The sequence below is a fragment of the Leuconostoc fallax genome (genome assembly GCF_004354645.1).
GTDB lineage: Bacteria > Bacillota > Bacilli > Lactobacillales > Lactobacillaceae > Leuconostoc_B > Leuconostoc_B fallax.
In genome coordinates this window covers 331,820-352,936 of sequence record NZ_PUFI01000014.1, presented here as the reverse complement: position 1 = coordinate 352,936, position 21,117 = coordinate 331,820, and the positions used below count along the sequence as shown (strand labels likewise).

The 21,117-nt window shown below is 38.2% G+C and carries 18 protein-coding genes and 1 riboswitch; of the genes, 2 read left to right on the top strand and 16 right to left on the bottom strand.

Going from position 1 to position 21,117, the window contains the following annotated elements; genetic code table 11:
• Positions 1-75: 75 nt before the first annotated feature.
• The 5 genes from C5L23_RS05960 to parE all read right to left on the bottom strand — a co-directional run bounded on the left by C5L23_RS05960 (position 76) and on the right by parE (position 7,505).
• Complete coding sequence (locus C5L23_RS05960) at positions 76-630, bottom strand: ECF transporter S component (protein WP_133264433.1); 555 nt, start codon at positions 628-630, stop codon at positions 76-78.
• Entirely contained in the window at positions 623-1,618 is a 996-nt protein-coding gene (locus C5L23_RS05955; RefSeq protein WP_010007569.1) for a nucleoside hydrolase, read from the bottom strand. The genes C5L23_RS05960 and C5L23_RS05955 overlap by 8 nt, the downstream gene beginning before the upstream one ends.
• Before the next feature lie 30 nt (positions 1,619-1,648).
• Positions 1,649-1,694, bottom strand: a riboswitch (PreQ1 riboswitch).
• A gap of 157 nt (positions 1,695-1,851) precedes the next feature.
• A complete protein-coding gene (locus C5L23_RS05950; protein WP_029508638.1) occupies positions 1,852-2,772 on the bottom strand; it encodes a manganese-dependent inorganic pyrophosphatase in 921 nt (306 codons plus the stop codon).
• Positions 2,773-2,878: 106 nt separating this feature from the next.
• Complete coding sequence (gene parC, locus C5L23_RS05945; protein ID WP_133264432.1) at positions 2,879-5,323, bottom strand: DNA topoisomerase IV subunit A; 2,445 nt, start codon at positions 5,321-5,323, stop codon at positions 2,879-2,881.
• Positions 5,324-5,378: 55 nt separating this feature from the next.
• Positions 5,379-7,505, bottom strand: coding sequence for a DNA topoisomerase IV subunit B (gene parE / locus C5L23_RS05940; RefSeq protein ID WP_010007571.1), 2,127 nt, complete (start codon positions 7,503-7,505; stop codon positions 5,379-5,381).
• A 227-nt stretch (positions 7,506-7,732) separates the two neighbouring features.
• Between parE and plsY the strand changes: the two genes are divergently transcribed.
• The gene (gene plsY, locus C5L23_RS05935; protein WP_133264431.1) at positions 7,733-8,347 is read left to right on the top strand and encodes a glycerol-3-phosphate 1-O-acyltransferase PlsY; all 615 of its coding nucleotides are present in this window, start codon (positions 7,733-7,735) and stop codon (positions 8,345-8,347) included.
• Between the two features lie 9 nt (positions 8,348-8,356).
• Here plsY and abc-f read toward each other — a convergent pair whose 3' ends face one another.
• Entirely contained in the window at positions 8,357-10,237 is a 1,881-nt protein-coding gene (gene abc-f / locus C5L23_RS05930) for a ribosomal protection-like ABC-F family protein (RefSeq protein WP_133264430.1), read from the bottom strand.
• 84 nt (positions 10,238-10,321) lie between these two features.
• On the opposite strand from abc-f, the gene C5L23_RS05925 reads away from it, so the two are divergent.
• Positions 10,322-11,266 (top strand): dihydroorotate oxidase, encoded by a 945-nt coding sequence (locus C5L23_RS05925; RefSeq protein WP_010007574.1) that lies wholly within the window; start codon positions 10,322-10,324, stop codon positions 11,264-11,266.
• Positions 11,267-11,295: 29 nt separating this feature from the next.
• Here the strand turns inward: C5L23_RS05925 and C5L23_RS05920 are convergent, their stop codons facing one another.
• The 10 genes from C5L23_RS05920 to guaA form a co-directional block, all read right to left on the bottom strand.
• Complete coding sequence (locus C5L23_RS05920) at positions 11,296-13,479, bottom strand: Tex family protein (protein ID WP_010007576.1); 2,184 nt, start codon at positions 13,477-13,479, stop codon at positions 11,296-11,298.
• A gap of 37 nt (positions 13,480-13,516) precedes the next feature.
• Positions 13,517-14,491 carry an asparaginase gene (locus tag C5L23_RS05915; RefSeq protein ID WP_010007579.1) on the bottom strand — a complete coding sequence of 325 codons (975 nt, stop codon included), beginning with the start codon at positions 14,489-14,491 and terminating at the stop codon, positions 13,517-13,519.
• 2 nt (positions 14,492-14,493) lie between these two features.
• On the bottom strand, positions 14,494-15,276 hold the full coding sequence (recO, locus tag C5L23_RS05910) for a DNA repair protein RecO (protein ID WP_133264429.1): 783 nt from the start codon (positions 15,274-15,276) through the stop codon (positions 14,494-14,496).
• A 55-nt stretch (positions 15,277-15,331) separates the two neighbouring features.
• Entirely contained in the window at positions 15,332-16,243 is a 912-nt protein-coding gene (era, locus tag C5L23_RS05905) for a GTPase Era (protein WP_133264428.1), read from the bottom strand.
• 52 nt (positions 16,244-16,295) lie between these two features.
• The gene (locus C5L23_RS05900; RefSeq protein WP_029508639.1) at positions 16,296-16,748 is read right to left on the bottom strand and encodes a diacylglycerol kinase family protein; all 453 of its coding nucleotides are present in this window, start codon (positions 16,746-16,748) and stop codon (positions 16,296-16,298) included.
• Complete coding sequence (gene ybeY / locus C5L23_RS05895; protein WP_010007585.1) at positions 16,732-17,214, bottom strand: rRNA maturation RNase YbeY; 483 nt, start codon at positions 17,212-17,214, stop codon at positions 16,732-16,734. The genes C5L23_RS05900 and ybeY overlap by 17 nt, the downstream gene beginning before the upstream one ends.
• Positions 17,195-18,205, bottom strand: a complete 1,011-nt coding sequence (locus C5L23_RS05890) for a PhoH family protein (protein WP_010007586.1) — start codon at positions 18,203-18,205, stop codon at positions 17,195-17,197. The genes ybeY and C5L23_RS05890 overlap by 20 nt, the downstream gene beginning before the upstream one ends.
• Positions 18,206-18,429: 224 nt before the next feature.
• A complete protein-coding gene (locus C5L23_RS05885) occupies positions 18,430-18,798 on the bottom strand; it encodes a hypothetical protein (protein ID WP_010007587.1) in 369 nt (122 codons plus the stop codon).
• Between the two features lie 161 nt (positions 18,799-18,959).
• The gene (locus C5L23_RS05880) at positions 18,960-19,358 is read right to left on the bottom strand and encodes a VOC family protein (RefSeq protein WP_010007588.1); all 399 of its coding nucleotides are present in this window, start codon (positions 19,356-19,358) and stop codon (positions 18,960-18,962) included.
• A gap of 171 nt (positions 19,359-19,529) precedes the next feature.
• On the bottom strand, positions 19,530-21,080 hold the full coding sequence (gene guaA / locus C5L23_RS05875; protein WP_010007590.1) for a glutamine-hydrolyzing GMP synthase: 1,551 nt from the start codon (positions 21,078-21,080) through the stop codon (positions 19,530-19,532).
• Positions 21,081-21,117: the final 37 nt, after the last annotated feature.

Below are 21,117 nucleotides of genomic sequence, written 5' to 3'. Positions count from 1 at the left end.
AATACAGATATTTATTATACATAACAAATGTACGGGTGTAAAGGGCTTTTACCATATTTGATTATGTTTTCTTTTTTAACGATGTATCATCATTCTTTTCTTCATAATGATATAAATTACAGCAACAATATAGATACCAATAAGACGGTCAATATAATCCGTGCCAACTTGTACCAAAAAGACAGCTAACGCCTGATTCATACCAAGACCCGACATAATTTGAACTAATGAACTGGATCCAGATGACGTAATCCCATGAAATAAGATAACCGTAATTACAGTACTAACAATCGTCGCTGGTAAAGATATGATGAACGCCAGCCACCATAAACTTTTTTTGTTTTGAATGCCTATTCGTCTAAACATTACGCCAGCTACTAGTGCAACAATCAATTGTGATGGCATGTAATAGATTGAAAATAAATCACCAGTTAAACCATTGATTAGTGCCGTTAAAAATCCAACAATTAACGCTGCAACCGGCCCTAATAATGCCGCTGATAAAATCGTACCAATGGTATCCAAATAAATCACAAGATGCAGATATAATGCTAAATGACCACCAACAATATTAAGGACAATACATAGTGCCATCAAGGTTAAAATTTGCGTTGAAATCTTCTTACCCATGTGTATTAGTCTCCACCATAATCTGTGTGATTGTTTTAGCTAATATTTCTTCGGGTAAATGTGTAATTCTAGACAAAAAGAATACCATAAAATTTGAGGCATCAACATCTGTTAGTACGTAGCTATTAGGCGTTTTGCGCCAAAAATCGCCGACATCAACAATAGATTGCCCAATCGCTACACCATCTGTGCATACTGTCGTGTAAGCGTCAAACCCTCGAGCAAATCTGTCAGGATTAATTGCATAAGCAATAGCTAACGGATCATTAATTACCGCACCAATCACTTGCTCTTGTTCCCAATGAAAGTCAAAATAGAAAGGTAAAATTTTACCTAGTAACTCGCCCACTTCTGAATGACATTGTTTCACAAAATATAATAAATTCGGTGTGAACACAATAGGTCGCGTGACATCTAAATTAACCATCTCTACCTTAACCGGCATATGATCAAAGACATATTGTGCGGCATCAGGATCTACCCAAAAATTGTACTCAGCAACGGGCGATGTATTACCATGGCTTTTAAATGTACCGCCCATCACAATAAACCGTTGAATATTTTGCCAAGCTTTTGGATTGTTTTTTAAAGTTAAAGCAATATTGGTTAGTGGTGCCAAAGCAATAATCGTCATATCGCGGTGCGTCATCAGCATCTCATTGATAAATTGCTGTGCATCGCTGTGAGGCTGTGCATCCGTAACAGGCGGTATGTCAGCATTGCCTAAGCCATTATCACCATGTGTGTCTTGAGCGCTAACATAGGCCTTTTTAAGCGGGGATTTAGCACCACTATACACCGGAATATCCAAGCGTTGTGCCCAATTCAAAATTTTAAGAGCATTTGTTGTACCTAAATCAGTGGGGACATTCCCCTCAGCTATTGTAATGCCGAGAATGTCTAGCTCTGGTGAATTAACAGCCAGTAAAAGTGCCATCGCATCATCAATGCCCGGATCAGCATCAATAATTACTTTTTGTTTCTGCATCTAAATTTCCTACCTCTCATTAATGATTGAAGATTCTTGGTTTTTTATTACTGGGAAGTTTTCGAACCAGTCCAAAGCATCATCGCTTTGATTTTTTTAAATGCATCTTTGAGTATACGTCGTTTGAAGGGCGATGTCCACGCTACTCACCAACTCGTATTAATTTTGGACAAAATAAAAGATGCTGCGCACACGGCACAACATCTTTGAATATTCTAGTTAAAATAATGGGTTTAGAATTGCTTTTCTAATGGTGGTACAACTTGTTTCTTACGTGAAACGACACCTGGTAAATCGATAACATTCGTTACCAGATCGCCAGCGAATGCTGCCTTAACTTCTGCGTTAGCATCACCCAAAAAGATCGCCTTTGAATTAGAATTCAAAATGTCCGTAATAACAAATAAGAAGTTGTCATATCCCTCTGCCTGACGTTCAGCTTGCATCTCTGATTCAATACCTGCTTGACGTGCCAAAACATCATCAATGTCAACAGTGTTAACTTGTCCAATACGGAATGACTTACCGCCCATCTCAAATGACTTAGCATCCCCATCAATCAATTCCTTATCAGAACGTGATGATAGATCAGTACCAGCCTTCAAGAGGCCAAGGCCATAGGCATTGACATCCTCTACCTGAGCCATTTTAGCCAATTCTGGCAATGCTTGACGATCAAAGTCAGTCGTTGTTGGGCTCTTTAACAGCAAAGTATCTGAAATCAAACCAGAGAGTAAGAGTCCGGCAATTTCCCGTGGTAATTCAAGGTTATTTTGCTTATATTCATAAAAAAGAATAGTAGAAACTGAGCCCCATGGCTTAGCTGTAATATAAAGTGGTGTGGATGTGCTAAAGGCAAATTTATGGTGATCATAAATACCAGCGACATGAACGTCAGCTAGGTTATCAATGGATTGTGCTGCTTCATTATGATCAACTAACACAACATTTTCAGTATCTGCTGATGTAATAATACGTAAAGGTGATACACCAAAGTAATCCAACGCAAATTGTGTTTCCGCGTTTGGCTTACCCTGTGCAACGGCTTCTGTATCTTCACCATAAGCATGGTTCAATAAATAGCTAGCACCAATAGCTGATGCAATTGTATCCGTATCAGGATTTTTGTGTCCAAAAACAAGTGTGTTTACCATAATCATTTAATCGTGTGCTATGCCACAATTCATATACTTATTGGGCACACAAACTGTGGACGCGCACCTTTCTCCTCTAAATTTATAGTTCCATTCTACCAAATAATTAAGCATTTGTCGTTGTTAAGGTTAACGGCTTAATCATCCAAGGTGTGCCATTCTTCTCAATGTCAACGACGTATTGACCATTGCCAACACGTTGAGAACCATGATAATCACTCAACTGCAACTCTTGCAACTGATAACGATTCGTTAGTATGGACAAGGCTTTTACTTGATCGTCAAATAAAGTCGCTGTTGCAACATGATAAGCAACCGTCTTCTTTTGAGTAAAAATAGCAACACCCTTACGCGCTCTGGAAGATGGTGTGATTTCTTTTACTGGCATGTACTTAAATGCACCATTCATGGCAGTAATCGCGACCTGCTGTTTTTTATCGCGAATCAGCAATGCTCTAACGACTTCATCTTCTCCCTTGAGATCCATTGAACGGACTCCAGAAGTTCGTGCACCAACTACAGGTACCTCATCAAGACTATAACGCAAAGCAAAGCTATCATGTGATAGTAACAAGACATCAACATCTATCGATGTTGTCACATAATCGATATCTACAATATAGCTAGCTGCTGTTTTCAACTTCATCGCCACAATTGTCTTTTTCTTATAAGTACGACTTGGTTGTAAATCAGATAGTGCTGTTTGTTTAATATAGCCATCGTTGGTTGCCAAGACAAATGTCCCTTGACCAGCTAAATCATCTACAACAATGACTTTCAGAATCACTTCATCACTCGACCAGTTACTTAGTTGTTGAGAAAAATGTTCACCAGAATCTTTCCAACGCATTTCTGGCAATTCATGCACTGCGCGATAGATGACATTGCCTTTATTAGTAAACATATATAAATGTTGCGTTGTATTAAGTGTTGACTCCAACACAACCACATCATCTTCAGCTAAACCGTTTTCGTTGCCTGAAGCCTGATGAGAACGCAATGAAGACCGTTTAAAGTACCCATTACGTGAAATCAATACAGCGACATTCTCTTCACTAATCATGACACTGTTATCAATAACTAAGTTCTCCACTTCCGCCTCGATTACGGATAAGCGTGGCGTGGCATAATCTTTCACGATCGCTTTAATTTCATCACTAATCACAGCATTTAATGTCGCTTCGTCATCCAAAATCAATTGCAAACGATCAATTTTAGCTTTCAAATCAGCAAACTCTTGTTCCAACTGAGTCACATCTGTATTGGTTAAACGATAGAGTTGTAACGTGACGATTGCTTCAGCTTGTTGCTGTGTAAACGCAAAAGCTGTGATCAAATTTTGAGTCGCATCTTTGCGATTCTTTGATGCTCTAATCGTTGCAACGACTTCATCCAAAATCGATAACATGCGAATCAAGCCTTCAACAATATGTTGTCGTGCTTGGGCTTTAGCCAATTCGTAAGCTGAACGCTTCAAAACAACTTCTTTTCTAAAGTCCAGGAATGCTTCTAATCCATCACGTAAACTAACATGAACTGGTCGTTGGTTATGGATAGCCACCATATTGAAGTTATATGATATTTGTAAATCAGTTTTCTTAAATAGGTAAGTTAAAATTCCTGTCGCATTGGCATCTTTATTAAGTTCAATAACGACCGATAGCCCTTCACGATCTGACTCGTCGCGCACTTCTGTAATACCGGCAACTTCTTTATTCAGACGAATATCATCAATCTTCTTAACTAAATTAGCCTTAATTACTTCGTATGGCAATTCAGTAATCTCAATTTTTTTCTTACCACCTTTAAGATCACTAATGATTGTCTTAGCGCGAACGATAATTTTACCGCGTCCTGTTTCATAAGCTTTTTGAATACCATCTAAACCTTGAATAATACCACCTGTTGGGAAATCAGGCCCCTTCACGTAGCGCATTAACTGTTTAATCGTTGCATTAGGATGACTTAAGAGATAAATCAGAGCTTGGCTAATTTCTTTTAAATTATGTGGTGGTATCTCAGTTGCGTATCCCGCAGAAATACCCGTTGCGCCATTAATCAATAAATTAGGAATACGTGAAGGCAGAACAGTTGGTTCATAGGTTGTATCATCAAAGTTCAAAACCATATCAACTGTCTCTTTATCTAAGTCTGTTAGTATTTCACCAGAAATTTTTGATAACCGCGCTTCAGTATAACGCATAGCTGCAGGTGGATCAGCATCAATAGAACCGTTATTACCATTCATATCAATTAATGGTTCACGTACTTTCCAATTTTGTGATAAACGGACCATTGCTTCATAAATCGATGAATCGCCATGGGGATGAAAATTACCCATAACATTTCCCACAGATTTTGCCGACTTACGATACGGATGATCATACGTGTTGCCATCCTGATTCATTGCAAACAAAATACGCCGCTGAACCGGCTTTAATCCATCACGGATATCCGGCAAAGCACGTTCTTGAATAATATATTTTGAATAACGTCCGAACCGCTCTCCCATAACAGCTTCTAACGATAATTCGGTTATACGATCTGCCATATAGTTACTGTGTATTTTGAATAATACACTTTTTCCTCTCTATATCATCATGTTTCTAAAATAAATTTAAGTTGGTCGATTCATTTGTATCCGATGATGTCGCATCGTTTTGCCATGTCGTAATCTTAGGCTGAGTATCAGATTGCTTTGGGATTGCCTTTGTCGCTGTTGTCTTAGACTGCATGTTCTTTTGCTTTTGACGTGTCTTTTCAAATACAGCACTACTATTACTGTCGCCATCGACGGTATCCAATATCGATCCCGCTTCATCTAAAGTAAACGATACATTAGCTTCAATCCAATTACGGCGTGGTTCAACTTTATCACCCATTAAGGTTGTGACTCTTTTTTCAGCCAAAACACCGTCATCAATTTTCACACGAATCAGTGTCCGTGACTCTGGATCCATTGTTGTTTCCCAAAGCAATGAAGCGTTCATCTCACCCAGACCTTTAAAGCGTGTTAGCTCATAACGACCAGTTGTCTGGCTTGTAATCGTTTCAAGCTCATCATTTGTCCAAGCAAACTGATCATCATGCTTTTTAGAACCAAACTTCACACGATACAATGGTGGCAAAGCAATATAAATTTTGCCTTCTTCTATTAGTGGTCGCATATATTTATAAAAGAACGTTAGCAACAACGTTTGAATATGGGCACCATCATCATCAGCATCAGTCATAATAATAATTTTGTCAAAAGCTGCATCTGCAACCTTAAAGTCAGCGCCAACACCACCACCAATAGCATAAATCAATGTCGAAATTTCTTCATTTTTTAAGATGTCTGCTAATTTTGCCTTTTCCGTATTCAAAACTTTTCCACGTAACGGTAAAATAGCTTGAAATTTTCTATCTCGACCTTGCTTGGCAGAACCACCGGCTGAATCTCCCTCAACTAAGAAGAGTTCATTTTTAGCCGCATTCTTAGATTGTGCCGGCGATAGTTTACCGGACAATAATCGTTCTTTGGCGTTTTTAGAACGGCCAGTGCGACTTTCATCACGTGCTTTACGTGCTGCTTCACGTGCTTCACGCGCGCGTAATGCTTTACGGATAAGATTTTGTCCAAAATCACCGTTTTCCATTAAGAAACGACTTAGCGTTTCATTCACAATGGCGTCAACGATACCGCGTGCTTCAGGTGTGCCCAACTTATCTTTCGTTTGGCCTTCGAACTGCAAATATTGTTCTGGCACCCGCAAAGAAATGACGGCAGATAGACCTTCACGCACATCTGAACCTTCAAGATTTTTGTCCTTATCTTTTAATAAGTTAGTTCTACGTGCATACTCATTAAAAGCTTTCGTCCATGCCGAACGGAACCCAGCTTCATGAGTACCACCATCTTGTGTTCGAACATTATTCACAAACGATAATAACGTCTCAGAATACCCATCGTTGTATTGTGCGGCAACGTCAACAATAATCCCTTCTTGCTGACCTTCAAAAGTCATAATCGACCCAATGGTGCCCTTATCTTCATTTAAAAAGCCAACAAAAGCCTCTAACCCTTTATCATAGTGATAGGCCTCATGCCGAATTGGATCGACGCGTTCGTCAGTTAAAGTGAACTTAACGCCGCTCATTAAAAAGGCCGATTCACGTAATCGTTCAGCCAATGTTTCATATTTATAAACAGTTGTCGAAAAAATATTGGCATCCGGTTTAAACGTCAATATAGTCCCAGTATGTTCTTTGGTTTTACCTAAATCACGCAGGGTTCCTACAGGTTTACCACCGTCTACAAAGTCCTCTTCCCACTTATGTCCTTCACGAACAATTGTCACTTGCAAACTTTCAGATAAAGCATTAACCACTGATGAACCAACACCATGTAACCCACCTGATGTCGCATAACCGCCTTGTCCAAATTTACCACCCGCATGTAGCACTGTTAGGATAACTTCAGGTGTTGGTTTGCCGCTTTCGTGCATACCAACTGGCATTCCACGGCCAAAATCTTGAACTGTAATGGCATTATTTTCGTGAATCGTTACATTGATTTCATCGCCAAAACCGCCCAACGCTTCATCAACCGCATTATCCACTATTTCATATACTAAATGATGCAGGCCACGGCCATCTGTAGAACCAATATACATTCCTGGTCGTTTACGAACCGCCTCTAAGCCTTCTAAAATTTTAATTGAATCTGAATTATATTCGTTATTTTTTACCATATATCTTAAGCGTACCCAATAATCATTAAATTAAAATATGATGACGTACATTTTACTTTCACTTTAATAGCATGTGTGCTTGACTGCCTATAAACACAATCTACTTTATATTAATTGAAAAAGCAAACCCTGACAAGCATAATTATTGTGAAATACTTAAATGTTGTTTATGTCATCTACTAATGTGGTAAAATTGAATTTGCATTATTTGAGGAGCAAAATAAAAAATGATTATCACAATATTAATATTTATACTCGCCTATTTACTAGGATCATTAGTTCCTGGCGTGTGGATTGGTCAACTATTTTATCATGTTGATATCCGAAAAGTCGGTTCAGGTAATATTGGTACGACAAACTCTTTTCGTGTTTTAGGTCCAAAAGCTGGAACATTAGTCTTACTACTTGATTTGCTAAAAGGAACTCTTGCTGGTATGTTGCCGATGATATTCGACAGTCATATTAACGCAATGTTAGTTGGACTCGCAGCTATTATTGGTCACACCTACCCCATTTGGCTCAAATTTAAAGGCGGTAAGGCTGTTGCAACAAGTGCTGGTGTGTTATTAGCTTATAATCCAAGTTTCTTCTTACTTATTGTGTTGGTATTTGTGTTGACACTACTTATCAGTTCAATGGTATCCATGAGCGCTATGGTAACTTTTACTTTTGCAACCCTTAGCTCTTTATATTATCATGATTGGATTTTAACAATTGTCGCTGTCAGCTTAACCATCTTCGTCTTTTATCGCCATCGCACAAACATTGTGCGTATTAAAAACGGTACTGAAAGCACCGTCCCGTTTGGTTGGTACTATCAAAAGAAAAAAAGCACTCATTAAGAGTGCTTTTTATGATTCAACAATTTCACTGAGATATTCCCAGCGGCCCATCTTTTCATCAAGTTGTTGTTCTAATAATTCTTTTTGCTTTTGAAGTTCACCTAATTTAACATAATCGGTACCATTATGTGTCATGTCATCGCTTACTTGACTCATTTGTGATTCTAACTGTTCAATATCATCTTCAATCGTTGCCCATTCCTTCTTTTCGTTGTAAGTGAGCTTTTTTTTCACTGGTGTTGTCGGCGTCTCATGATTGATCTTCTTAGGTATTTTCACCGATGGTTCGGACTGTGTTTCTGTTGTTAAATATTGACTAAATAAACCATCAAATCGTTCAATTTTTCCAGCACCCTTAAAGATAAACAGTTTATCAGCAACCTTGTCTAAGAAATAGCGATCATGGCTGACAGTAATGACAGCACCTGCAAAATGAGACAAGAAATCTTCTAGTACGGTTAAAGTACCAATATCTAAGTCATTCGTTGGCTCATCTAACAACAGAACATTAGGCTGTTGTAATAATAATTTAAGTAAATATAGTCGGCGTTTTTCGCCACCAGATAATTTACGAATCAGTGTCCCATGCATAAAGCTCGGGAACAAAAATTGTTCTAATAATTCTGAAACACTGACCCGATTACCTTCTTTATCAATGACTGATTCTGCCACATCACTCAAATAAGCAATAACGCGCTTATCATCAGGAATAGCTTCGGTCATTTGTGTATAATAAGCCATTTTGACCGTTTCACCAAGTTGAATTAACCCACTGGTCAAAGGTTGTTTACCTGCAATGGCATTTAAAAATGTTGATTTTCCTGCTCCGTTGGCACCGGTGATACCAATACGATCTCCAGCAGATACACGTAAGTCAAAACCATCCAAAATGATTTTATCATTAAATTGGAGTTTGGCATCCTCGATGACCACAACCTTTTTGCCCAATCTTTGCTGGCCAAGATTAACCTGGACATCTTCGTCGACAGCAACAGGGCCCATTTCATTTTCTAGCTGTGCAAACGCATTTTCACGTCCCTTTTGTTTCGTCGTTCGTGCCCGTGCAGATTTACGCATCCATTGCAATTCTTTTTTATACAATTGCTGTTTCTTATGATCGGCCACCTTTTCTTGTTCGACACGTTCTGCCTTACCGACAACATAATCTTGGTAGTTCCCTTTATACACGTATAATTTGCCAAAAGACAATTCAAAAATACGTGTTGTCACCGCATCTAAGAAATAACGATCATGAGTGACGGTTAATACCGCGCCTTTATAGTTAGCTAAGTACTTTTCCAGCCACGCAATAGAATCAAAATCAAGATGATTCGTTGGCTCATCTAAAATCAACAAATCAGGTTCTTGAATCAAAATTTGAGCTAAGCCAACACGCTTTTTTTGGCCACCAGACAACTCACTAATACGATGCTGTAAGTCCGGCATATGTAGTTGCGTTAAAATCGTTTTTATTTTAGCTTCAGTCGTCCATGCATCCTCTTGCTCCATTGCAGCTTGTGCTTTTTCAAACTGATTCGCAATACTATCATCGTTGGGTTGCTCGCTAAACCGTTGTAAGGCAAAAGTATAATCTCGAATCACTTTAAAGACTGGCTGGTCGCCTGAAAGAATGGCATCCATAACTACTGCATCTGGATCTAAATCAGGCAACTGCTTCAGATAGCCAATCCGATAGTCATTTTGTGTGAGAATATCTCCGGAATCGGCCTTAGTAACACCCGCAATTGCATTAAGTAGCGATGTTTTACCACTACCATTAACACCAATCAGTCCAATATGATCACCCTCAGTGATCAAGAAAGAAATATGGTCAAAAAGGACTTTCTCGCCATATGTACTTGTTAAATTATCTACTCTAAATTGTTTCATAATAGTATTATACCCACATCTTATCTTTTTAGATTGGCAATTTTGTGTTATATTAATTTAAATACTTTTGTGTAGGAGAACACCATGACACTATCTGCCCAAATCCGCGATCACCACTTTGATCACATCCTTTTAAATGCTGCTGGCGTTATGTGCCAAACAACTGAAGAGTTGGACCAAATTATAGAGACTAGCAACACTGGCGCTGTTGTCACAAAATCTGCGACAACAGCTCCTCGTCCAGGTAACCCTAAACCACGTTACCATGAAATGCAAGACAATCTTGGTACGATTAATTCAATGGGATTACCCAATGAAGGCTTTGATTACTATCTAGACTATGTTCTAGACAAACAAAACACAACATCAAAATCTATTTTCTTCTCAATCGCTGGACTCACTAAACAAGAAAACATTGATATGTTGCATCGTTTACAAGATAGCAACTTCAATGGCCTTGTTGAATTGAACTTATCTTGCCCAAATGTTCCCGGTAAGCCACAGACAGCCTATGACTTTGAAGCAACACAAGCTATTCTTGAAGAAGCATTCGCATTCTTTACAGGCGATCTTGGTGTGAAGTTACCACCTTACTTTGATATTGTTCACTTTAACCAAATTGCGGAAGTTCTTAATCAGTTCCCACTAGCATTTGTTAACACCATCAATTCAATTGGTAATGGCCTAGTCATTGATCCAGAAACTGATACTGTTGTTATCAAACCTAAAGGCGGCTTTGGCGGGTTAGGTGGCACAATTGTTAAAGCAACTGCGCTGGCTAACGTTCGTGCTCTCCGTCAACGTCTTAACAGTTCAATCAAAGTTATTGGTACTGGTGGTGTCACGAGTGGTCGCGATGTTTATGATCTCATCTTATGTGGTGCTGATCTCATCGAGATTGGTTCACAGTTAGCAATTGAAGGTACCCCTGTATTTGACAGAGTGACTGATGAATTGACTGCTATTTTAAAAGCTAAAGGTTATGATAACCTCAACCAAGTACGCGGACAACTGCAAATCATAGAATAAAAAACGTGCAAATAATATTTGCACGTTTTTTATTCACTCAAAGAGTTAATACCAATCATGCTTAAGCCGATGCGATGACGCTTTTCATCAACACTTTCAATCCAAACATCCACAATATCACCAACGGCAACAACTTCCGAAGGATGCGTTACACGTTTTTGTGCTAACTTTGAAATGTGTACCAAGCCATCTTGCTTAACCCCCAAATCAACAAAGGCGCCAAAGTCGACAACATTCCGTACTGTTCCCTGCATTTTCATGCCAACTTTTAAATCTTCAATACGCAATACATCGGCGCGTAATAGCGCCCCTGTCATTTCCGAACGACCATCACGACCAGGACGGCGCAAAGAAGTAATAATATCTCGTAACGTTTCACGGCCCACATTAAGCGTTTTAGCCATCATTTCGTTGTCTAAAGCCGTTAATGCACTATCTGTTGCATGTCCCTTTACTCTTTCTAATAATTGTTGCGCAATATGATAGCTTTCAGGATGAATATCAGTATTATCTAATTGATTTTTACCATCCACAATTCTCAAGAATCCAGCAGACTGCTCATAAGACTTTGCACCTAATCTTGGCACTAATTTAAGCTGTGCTCGCGAATCAAATGTCCCCTGTGTATTACGATAATTAACAATATTTTGTGCAAGCGTCTTATTAAGTCCTGCAATGTGTGTCAGTAATTGGGGACTAGCAGTATTAAGATTAACACCAATTTGGTTAACAGCAGTTTCAATAACAACATCAACTTGTTCATCTAAAGCTTTAACGTTCAAATCATGTTGGTATTGTCCCACGCCAACAGATTTAGAATCAATTTTGATTAATTCCGCAAGTGGATCTTGAATACGCCGACCAATTGATATAGCACTCCGTTCTTCTACGTGCAAATTAGGAAATTCTTCCCTCGCCTCTTTCGAAGCAGAATAAACGGAAGCACCTGCTTCATTAACAATAGCATATTGCACATGGTCGGGCTTATGCATTGCCACAAATTCCTCTGATTCGCGTGACGCAGTCCCATTACCAATCGCAACTAATTGGACACCATACTGTGTAATCAATTGTTGAAATAATGTCACAGCTTCTTGACGCTGTTGCTTGTTAGCAGGCTTATGCGGATAAATCACCTGACTACATAAAAATTTACCGTTTTCATCAATAATCGCTAACTTTGACCCCGTTCGATACCCTGGATCAAATCCCATCACGATTTTATTTTTCAGCGGTCGTTGCATCAGTAAATGATATAAATTGTCACCAAATACTTTAATCGCCTCTTCTTGTGCTAGTTGTGTCAGTTCTTGACGTATTTCTCTTGTTACAGCGGGTAAAATAAAACGTTTATACGCATCCTCAATAGCCGCTATTACCAAATCAGCAGCATATCCAGTTACTGATTTGATCAGTTGCGTTTTCATAAAGAAAAATGCGCGTTCGTCGGAAAACGTGACTTTAACAGATAAAATACCAGTCTTTTCGCCACGATCGATGGCTAAGATACGGTAACCATTTTGTTTCAAATGTGGTACCGTTTCCGAAAAATCATAATATTGTTGATAAATTTGTTGTTCATCTTTTTCTGCTGCACCGCGTTTTAATGTTGTTGAAACAACACCATCACGTACCAAACGTGCTCTCAACCATTGTCGGAATAATGCTTGTTGCCCAATCTGCTCTGATAATATTTCATGAACACCGTCATAGATAGATTCTGATGTTGGTAGTGCTTCACTGATATAATCATTCACTTGTGCATTAATCTGACTTCGTGTAGCTGATAAATGTGTTAAAAGCCAATCTACAAGTGGTTGTAAGCCATTTTCCCTAGCAATCATCGCCTTGGTACGTCGTTTTTGCTTATAAGGTAAATAAATGTCTTCAATATCTTGAAGACTAGTTGCGTTCAATATCGCACTGTTCAGCTGCTTAGTTAATTGACCTTGATCGGCAATTAACTTCAACACAGCATTTTGACGTTGCGATAATTCACTCACCTTTTTAGCTACTTGTTGTATATCACGAATCTGGACTTCATCTAGATTACCTGTCATTTCTTTACGATATCTAGCAATAAAAGGTACAGTGCTACCTTCCTCTAATAATGTCAGAGTACTAGCAATTTGTTTTTTGGCAAGCGATGTCATATGCTGACTGACGACTTCAACAATTTTATCCTGTGTTGTTTCAACTAAATGCGGTGTCATATTCAGTGGTCACTCTACTTTCTATTTGTCATTCATCCTAAAATGTTTGTAAATATTTTCTAAGACGTTCATCAATTAAATGATTATCTAGACCAATTAATAGCTTAAGTCGTGCTTTTTGTCCATTGATGCTTGTCGCAAATATAGCACCTGCACGTTCCAGCTGCACGCCACCACCCAAATAATCATACACAGGTTCTGCCACACCATTGAAACTTCTAGATACAATCACAACCGGAATATGGCGCGATAAAAGATAACTCACACCTGTAGCAGCTTCACGTGATAAATTACCCGCACCCAACGCTTCAATAATAATACCGTCAATGTTCGTCGCAGCCAATAACTCCAATAATTGTCCATCCATCCCGGCATAGGCTTTTAGCACCGGAATATTACGATTCACATTATGAATAGGCAAGACATGTCGTTTAGGTAAATTATATAGGTAGATAATTTGACGTTTTGTCAAAATCCCCATCACACCACTAATTGGTGACCCAAATGTTGCAATATTTGTTGTATGTGTTTTAGTCACAAAACGTGCTGCATGAATCTCGTCATTTAGTACAACTAATACACCACGTCCACTTGATTGTTCATCCGAAGCAACACGGATTGCCGATTCATAATTATAAAGACCATCTGATCCTAACTCATTAGCTGAACGCATGGCACCTGTTAGAACAATTGGTAATTCAATATCCAACGTACTATCTAAGAAAAAAGCTGTTTCTTCTAAAGTATCCGTTCCATGGGTCACAACAATTCCCGCAAAGCCTTCACTGTTAGCTTTCAACAGACGCTGATATAATACCAACATATGCTTAGGACCAATATGCTCACTTGGTAAATTAAAAATATTTTCCACTTGTAATGTGACATTTTGCGGTATTTTAATGATGGCTTGAATGAGTGGATTTTCTTCACTTGTTTCAACATCCCCATCGCCATCTTGATGCATCGCAATCGTACCACCCGTATGTAAAACCAAAATTTTCTTATTAGCCATAATTAATTATCCGTTCTTCGAAGTTTTTTTAATTGATTTGTCCAAGAATGCATTTGCTCAATGAATCTTTTTGCACGTGGTTTGAAGCCAACTTGTCGATCATATATATAATCAATCACTTGTTGTAAGCCACGTTTGGTAATGTTGGACACTTTAATATGTCCAACTTGTGCTAAATTAATCGTGCTAAATTGACGCAAATAAAAAATGGTTTTGGCATCAACGTGCAACCGATGTTCGTCTAAGCCAAAATGATTTTCACTGATAATACCATTATACTTTTCTGAGTAGTCAAAAATACCAACTTGATTACCATCAATTGGATCTGCACGCCAGTTAGGTGCTACACCTAGTGGCACTAATAACTGTACTTCAAATATATTCGTGATAATTTGTGGATCAGCACCGTTATTGATTTTATCCAATGCGATGACGAATTGTTGATACCAATGTGTTATCGGCTCTCCATCCTCAAAAGCCGCATCCAACAAACTAGCGATTACAGCGACATAGGCATTAGCCTCAATATCTTTTATCAATCGCGTATATTGCTTGGTATCTTGCACATCATTAATATAACCTAAAGACCCATTTTGCTTAGGTAGTGCACCTTCAAATAATGATAATGTATATGTTTGTACACCAGCAGATAATTTTGATTTTTGTTTTTTAGCACCACGAGCCAAAAAAGTTCGCAAGCCTTCCGTTTCCGTTAGCACACGAACTAATAAATCATTATCTTTATATTGCCTTGTATAAAGCACAATGCCATGAAATGATGTCATCTTCAACTACACACTCTTCTAGGATTTATCCACCATATCTAAGCACCAAACCAGTTTAATAATCTTGTTCCTTATAACCCAGTGTTTGTAGTGCTTGTGGACGATCACGCCAACGCGGTTCAACTTTAACCCATGTTTCCAAGAATACCTTATCACCCAAAAGGCGTTCGATATCTTGACGTGCACGTGTTCCAATCTGCTTAATCATCTTACCTTGCTTACCAATGATGATATTTTTTTGTGTTGGTCGTTCTACAATGATAGATGCTTGCACATGAATCTTTTCTTCATTTTCACGTGCAATTTTGTCAATGACCACCGCAACTGAATGTGGTACTTCTTGACGTGTTAACTGTAGCACTTTTTCTCTAATCAATTCGCCAATAACAAAACGTTCCGGATGATCTGTCAATTGATCAGCATCAAAATACTGTGGCCCCTCATCCAATATGCTAATAATATTTTCTAATAATTGGGGTACATTATCACCTTCAGTAGCAGAAATTGGATAAACTTCTTGCCATTCAGGCGCTTCGACTTGATAGCTTGCAATAATGTCTAGTAAGGTTTGTGGATCAACCAAGTCAACTTTATTAATAAGCAAATAAATTGGTGTTGCTTTAATTTCTTTAAGTCGTTCAATAATAAAATCGTCACCACGACCTCTTGGCATACTAGCATCCACTACAAACCAAATGGCATCTGCTTCATGCAATGAAGAAAAGGCAGACTTAACCATAAAATCACCTAATGAATTTTGAGGCTTGTGGACACCTGGTGTATCAATAAAAACGACCTGTGCGTCATCTGTTGTATAAATACCTTGGATTTTATTACGCGTTGTTTGTGCCTTATCAGACATAATTGCAATTTTTTCACCAACAATTCGATTTAAAAGTGTTGATTTACCAACGTTAGGTCGTCCAATAATGGCTACGAAACCTGATTTAAAAACTTTTTCTGTCATATTTTAAGTGCAACACTTTGTTGCATTTCCTTTCAATTGCTCACAACGTCTATTAATGATGGAAGAAATTGGTAACAATACCGAATTGTCGCCATATATAGGGTTGAAAGATAATAGCTAAAATAATAAATTCAAAAATAGCTGCGACTAATACACCACCGGATGCCACATCCTTCGCAAGACCTGCAAGTGGATGATAAGTTTTGTTAACAACCAAATCTACGAGTGCTTCAATAATTGTATTTAAAAATTCACTGGAAATAACAGTAAATACAGCAACAGCTACCCACAACCAGTCAGAACGTGCCAAATCATAATATAAACCTGCTAATAGAATACAAAATCCTAGCACAATATGGATACGCATATTACGCTCGCGAACCAATATCATCCATATTCCACGTAATGAATTTTTCAAAGCACGGAAAAAATTGCTATTACGTTCTATTTTCTTATTATAGTCTTTCGGCGCATTTTCTAATTTGTATTTATCTTTCGAGGCCATAATCATCTAAAATCTTTCGCTGTAATTCAAACATTTCTTTTTCCTGTGGGCCTTCATCCATATGGTCATAACCATTTAAATGTAAGAAACCATGGACCACTAGAAAACCGAGTTCTCTTTCAAAACTATGGCCTAGATAGTCAGCTTGAGTATCAACAATATCAATCGATACTAGTATGTCCCCAATATTTTTAGCTAATGTTTCTGCCATTTCTTCATCAGGTAACACTGGTAAGTCATCGCCATCTTCCTCAATAGCAAAACTAATGACATCTGTTGGCTTGTCAACACCACGATATTGTTTATTATATTCATGAATTGCATCATTATTCATGAATGTTACTGACATTTCTGTGTCTTCCGGCAACTTCAGATAATGTCCTGCGTAGTTTAAAACCGAACGGACTAAATCTTGATGATATGGACTAACACCATCTTTAGTTTGATCAATAATTGCGAGATCCATTATCAGTTTGCTCCTTTTTCAAATCTTTAATACGTTGATCAGCTGCTTCATAAGCATTCACAATCAAACCAACAACAGGATGACGCACAACGTCTGCACTTGTGAAATTAATAAATGAAATACGATTAATATCTTTTAATATGCGTTGCGCACTAATGAGACCAGATTTTGCGCCTTTTGGTAAGTCAATTTGTGAAATATCTCCATTAACCACCATCTTTGAACTAAAACCTAATCGTGTTAAGAACATCTTCATCTGCTGATTCGTTGTATTCTGCGCTTCATCCAAAATGATAAATGCATCGTCCAATGTACGGCCACGCATATAAGCCAACGGCGCGATTTCAATCACTTCGCGATCCATTAATCGCTGCGTTTGCTCAGCACCAATTAAGGTGTTCATAGCATCGTAAATAGGACGTAAGTATGGATCTACCTTCTCTTTTAAATCACCAGGTAAGAATCCTAATGATTCTCCCGCCTCAACAGCTGGACGTGTAATAATAATTCGCTCTACTTCACCACGTTTAAGTGCGGAAATAGCCATTGCAACTGCCAGGAAAGTTTTTCCGGTCCCAGCAGGTCCAATACCAAAAGTCACATCACTTTTACGAATGGATTGGACATACTGCCGTTGTCCAAAATTCTTCACACGTACCGCTCGGCCTTTGTTATCACGAATCAATGTTTCTGAATATAAATCACCGAAATACTCTAGTGTACCACGCTTTCCCATGGTAATAGCACTCACAACATCTGTAGCTGAAAGTGTAATTTGATGTTGAATAAGGCTCGCTAACGCTTCGATAATTTGTAAAGTTAATTGTGCCGCATCTTCATCACCAGATATTGTTAATTGATCACCACGTGCATGAAGGCGTACATCTAACCCTTCTTCAAGAAGACGAAGGAAGCTATCGTTAGCACCCGCTAGCCCACTTTGCTGTTCACTATTCTTGAAATGATAAGTCACTTGAATTTGTGCAGTCAAAAAGTTCAAACCTCTTTTGCATTTGTTTTTCCTTTTAATTTTAGCACAGTAAACTGCTTAAGACTAGCATTCTAACGCGATTACAAGATATGCACAAGACAATTATAAAGACGCCCTTGATATACAATTGCCAACAGCAAAATTTAGGCAAAAATAAAAAACCAGAATAGCTTTTGTCATTCTCGCTTTTTATTTTATTCTAAATTCAACGTCAGTACGTCAATTTAAAATGAAGCTTCTTGTCTAAAAGCATGCCAACATGTACCTAAAGAAATCGTCAGACCGATAGCACTCATCAAGGTGAGATATGTGCTACTGACCTCGTGGAATGATGACACACCGACATAAAATCCGACAAAGAATACAATAGTAATAAAACATAATTGTATCAACCATAACTGCCGATATGATTTGAACAACAAAACCAACAATATCCCTACTACGCTAATACCTGTCATAATCAGATAAATTGTCATCGGTTCATGCCAACTCACAAAATCCATTATCATTTTACGTCTAGTAATGAATGCCGTTAAAAAGTTCATCATCACCAAACAGATAATGTGCCATTTCGAAATAATTGTTTTGTGCATTTGTACCTCCCGTCCTTTGCACCACATGTATTTTATCACGAAGTTTAGATACGCTTAAAAAACATTTTAGATTTTTTTGGAAAATAAACTTATTTTATATAAAACAAGCAAAAAAGCCTCTGCTACTAAACAGAGACTTTATATTACTTAACATATATGACTTACATTGCCATCCAGACTGCTGACAAAACATTGCCATCCGGATCCTTCACATCTAATTCGTACATTTGATCTTCTGGCATACCAATATCTATATGATAAGATTCACCACCATTTGCTTCAGCAGTTTGCGCAAATTTTTTAACATCCTCAACACTTGGCAAGCTAAATGCTGTCATTGAACCGCTTGTTTCATGCGTATCTGCTGTTGTCTGATCTTTCAAAAACTTCTGATAAAAATCACGGGTCAATAACATGACCCAAATATTTTCATCCCAAACCATACCTGCGCCACTATCATCAGAAAATTCTTTATTTTGTTTAAAACCTAGCGCTTCATAAAATTGAATCGATCGCTTTAAATCTGTAACAGGCAAGTTCACAAATATCATTTTTGTCATGTCTATATACCTCCATGTTAATCAATGCTTTTGCTTGTTTCGTTTCACTAAGGCTATTATCTCATGATTGATGAACGAATATAAAAAATATGATTATACAATGCGATATAGATACAATTGAAAAATCCAGCTCTACTTGAACTGGATTTTTATAGGTTTTAGAATGATCTGTTATTCCCATTCCACTGTCGCAGGCGGCTTAGCGGTAATGTCATAGACAACGCGATTAATATGACCCACTTCATTGACGATACGTGCAGAAATCTTCTGCAAAAGCTCCCATGGTAAGCGAGCAAAGTCAGCTGTCATACCATCAACTGATGTAATAGCACGAATTGCAATGGTGTAATCATACGTACGGTAATCACCCATAACACCAACAGAACGAACGCCTGTCAAAACTGTAAAGTATTGCCAAACATCCCCTTCTAGACCAGCATTCGCAATTTCTTCACGTAAAATAGCATCTGATTCGCGGACAATTTCTAACTTGTCTTCTGTAATATCACCAAGAATACGAATACCCAATCCGGGTCCAGGGAACGGTTGACGCCATACTAATTCATGTGGCATACCCAACGCTTCGCCCAATTCACGCACTTCATCTTTGAATAACTTATTCAATGGTTCAATTAGCTTGAAATGCATATCTTCAGGCAAACCACCAACATTATGATGTGACTTAATTGTCTGTGCTGTGTCCGTACCTGATTCAATCACATCAGTATACAGCGTTCCTTGCGCAAGATAATCAATGCCATCAAGCTTTTGCGCTTCATCATTGAAAACTTGAATAAATTCATTACCAATAATTTTGCGCTTTTTCTCTGGATCAGTAACACCTGATAGTTTTGTTAAGAAACGTTCTTGTGCATCAACTTTAATAATGTTTAGGCCAAACTTTCCACCCAAACTTTCCATCACAGCATCAGCTTCATTTTTACGAAGCAAACCATGGTCGACAAATATAGAAGTCAATTGATCACCAATCGCACGTTGTAACAAGACACCGACAACGGAAGAATCAACACCGCCAGATAAGCCAAGCAATACTTTCTTATCGCCAACTTCTTCACGAATGATTTGGATTTGTTCCTCAATGAAACTTTCCATCTTCCAGTTGGCCTGTGCGCCAGCAATATTGAAAACAAAGTTACGAAGGATATCTTTACCATGTTTACTTAATGTTGTCTCAGCATGGAACTGAACACCATATAACTTCTTATCATCGTTAGCGATTGAAGCAATTGGTGTTGTCTTTGACCCAGCAGCAACAACGAAGCCTTCTGGAACTTGAGTGACTGAATCACCATGGCTCATAAGTACTGTTTGCTCAGCTGGTGTATCAGCAAATAGCTGACCAGCATCTTTTGATAATACAAGTGTCGTTTGACCAAATTCACCCTGGCCATCAACAGATTTTACTTCACCACCTGGTAATGTATTGGCCATAAGTTGCATACCATAACAAACACCAAGTACGGGAATACCCAAATTAACTACTTCAGGGTCGATACCAAAAGCGCCTTCTTCATAAACTGATTTAGGACCACCAGATAAAATAATAGCCTTAGGTTGATAAGCTTTAATTTCATCAATTGTCATGTTCCGGCTTTTTAATTCTGAAAAGACACCAAATTCACGAATACGACGTGTGATGAGTTGATTATATTGTGAACCATAGTCCAAAACAAGGACTTTATCATGCGCTTGTTCGCTCATGTAATTCTCACTTTCATGTGTATGATATTAATAAGTT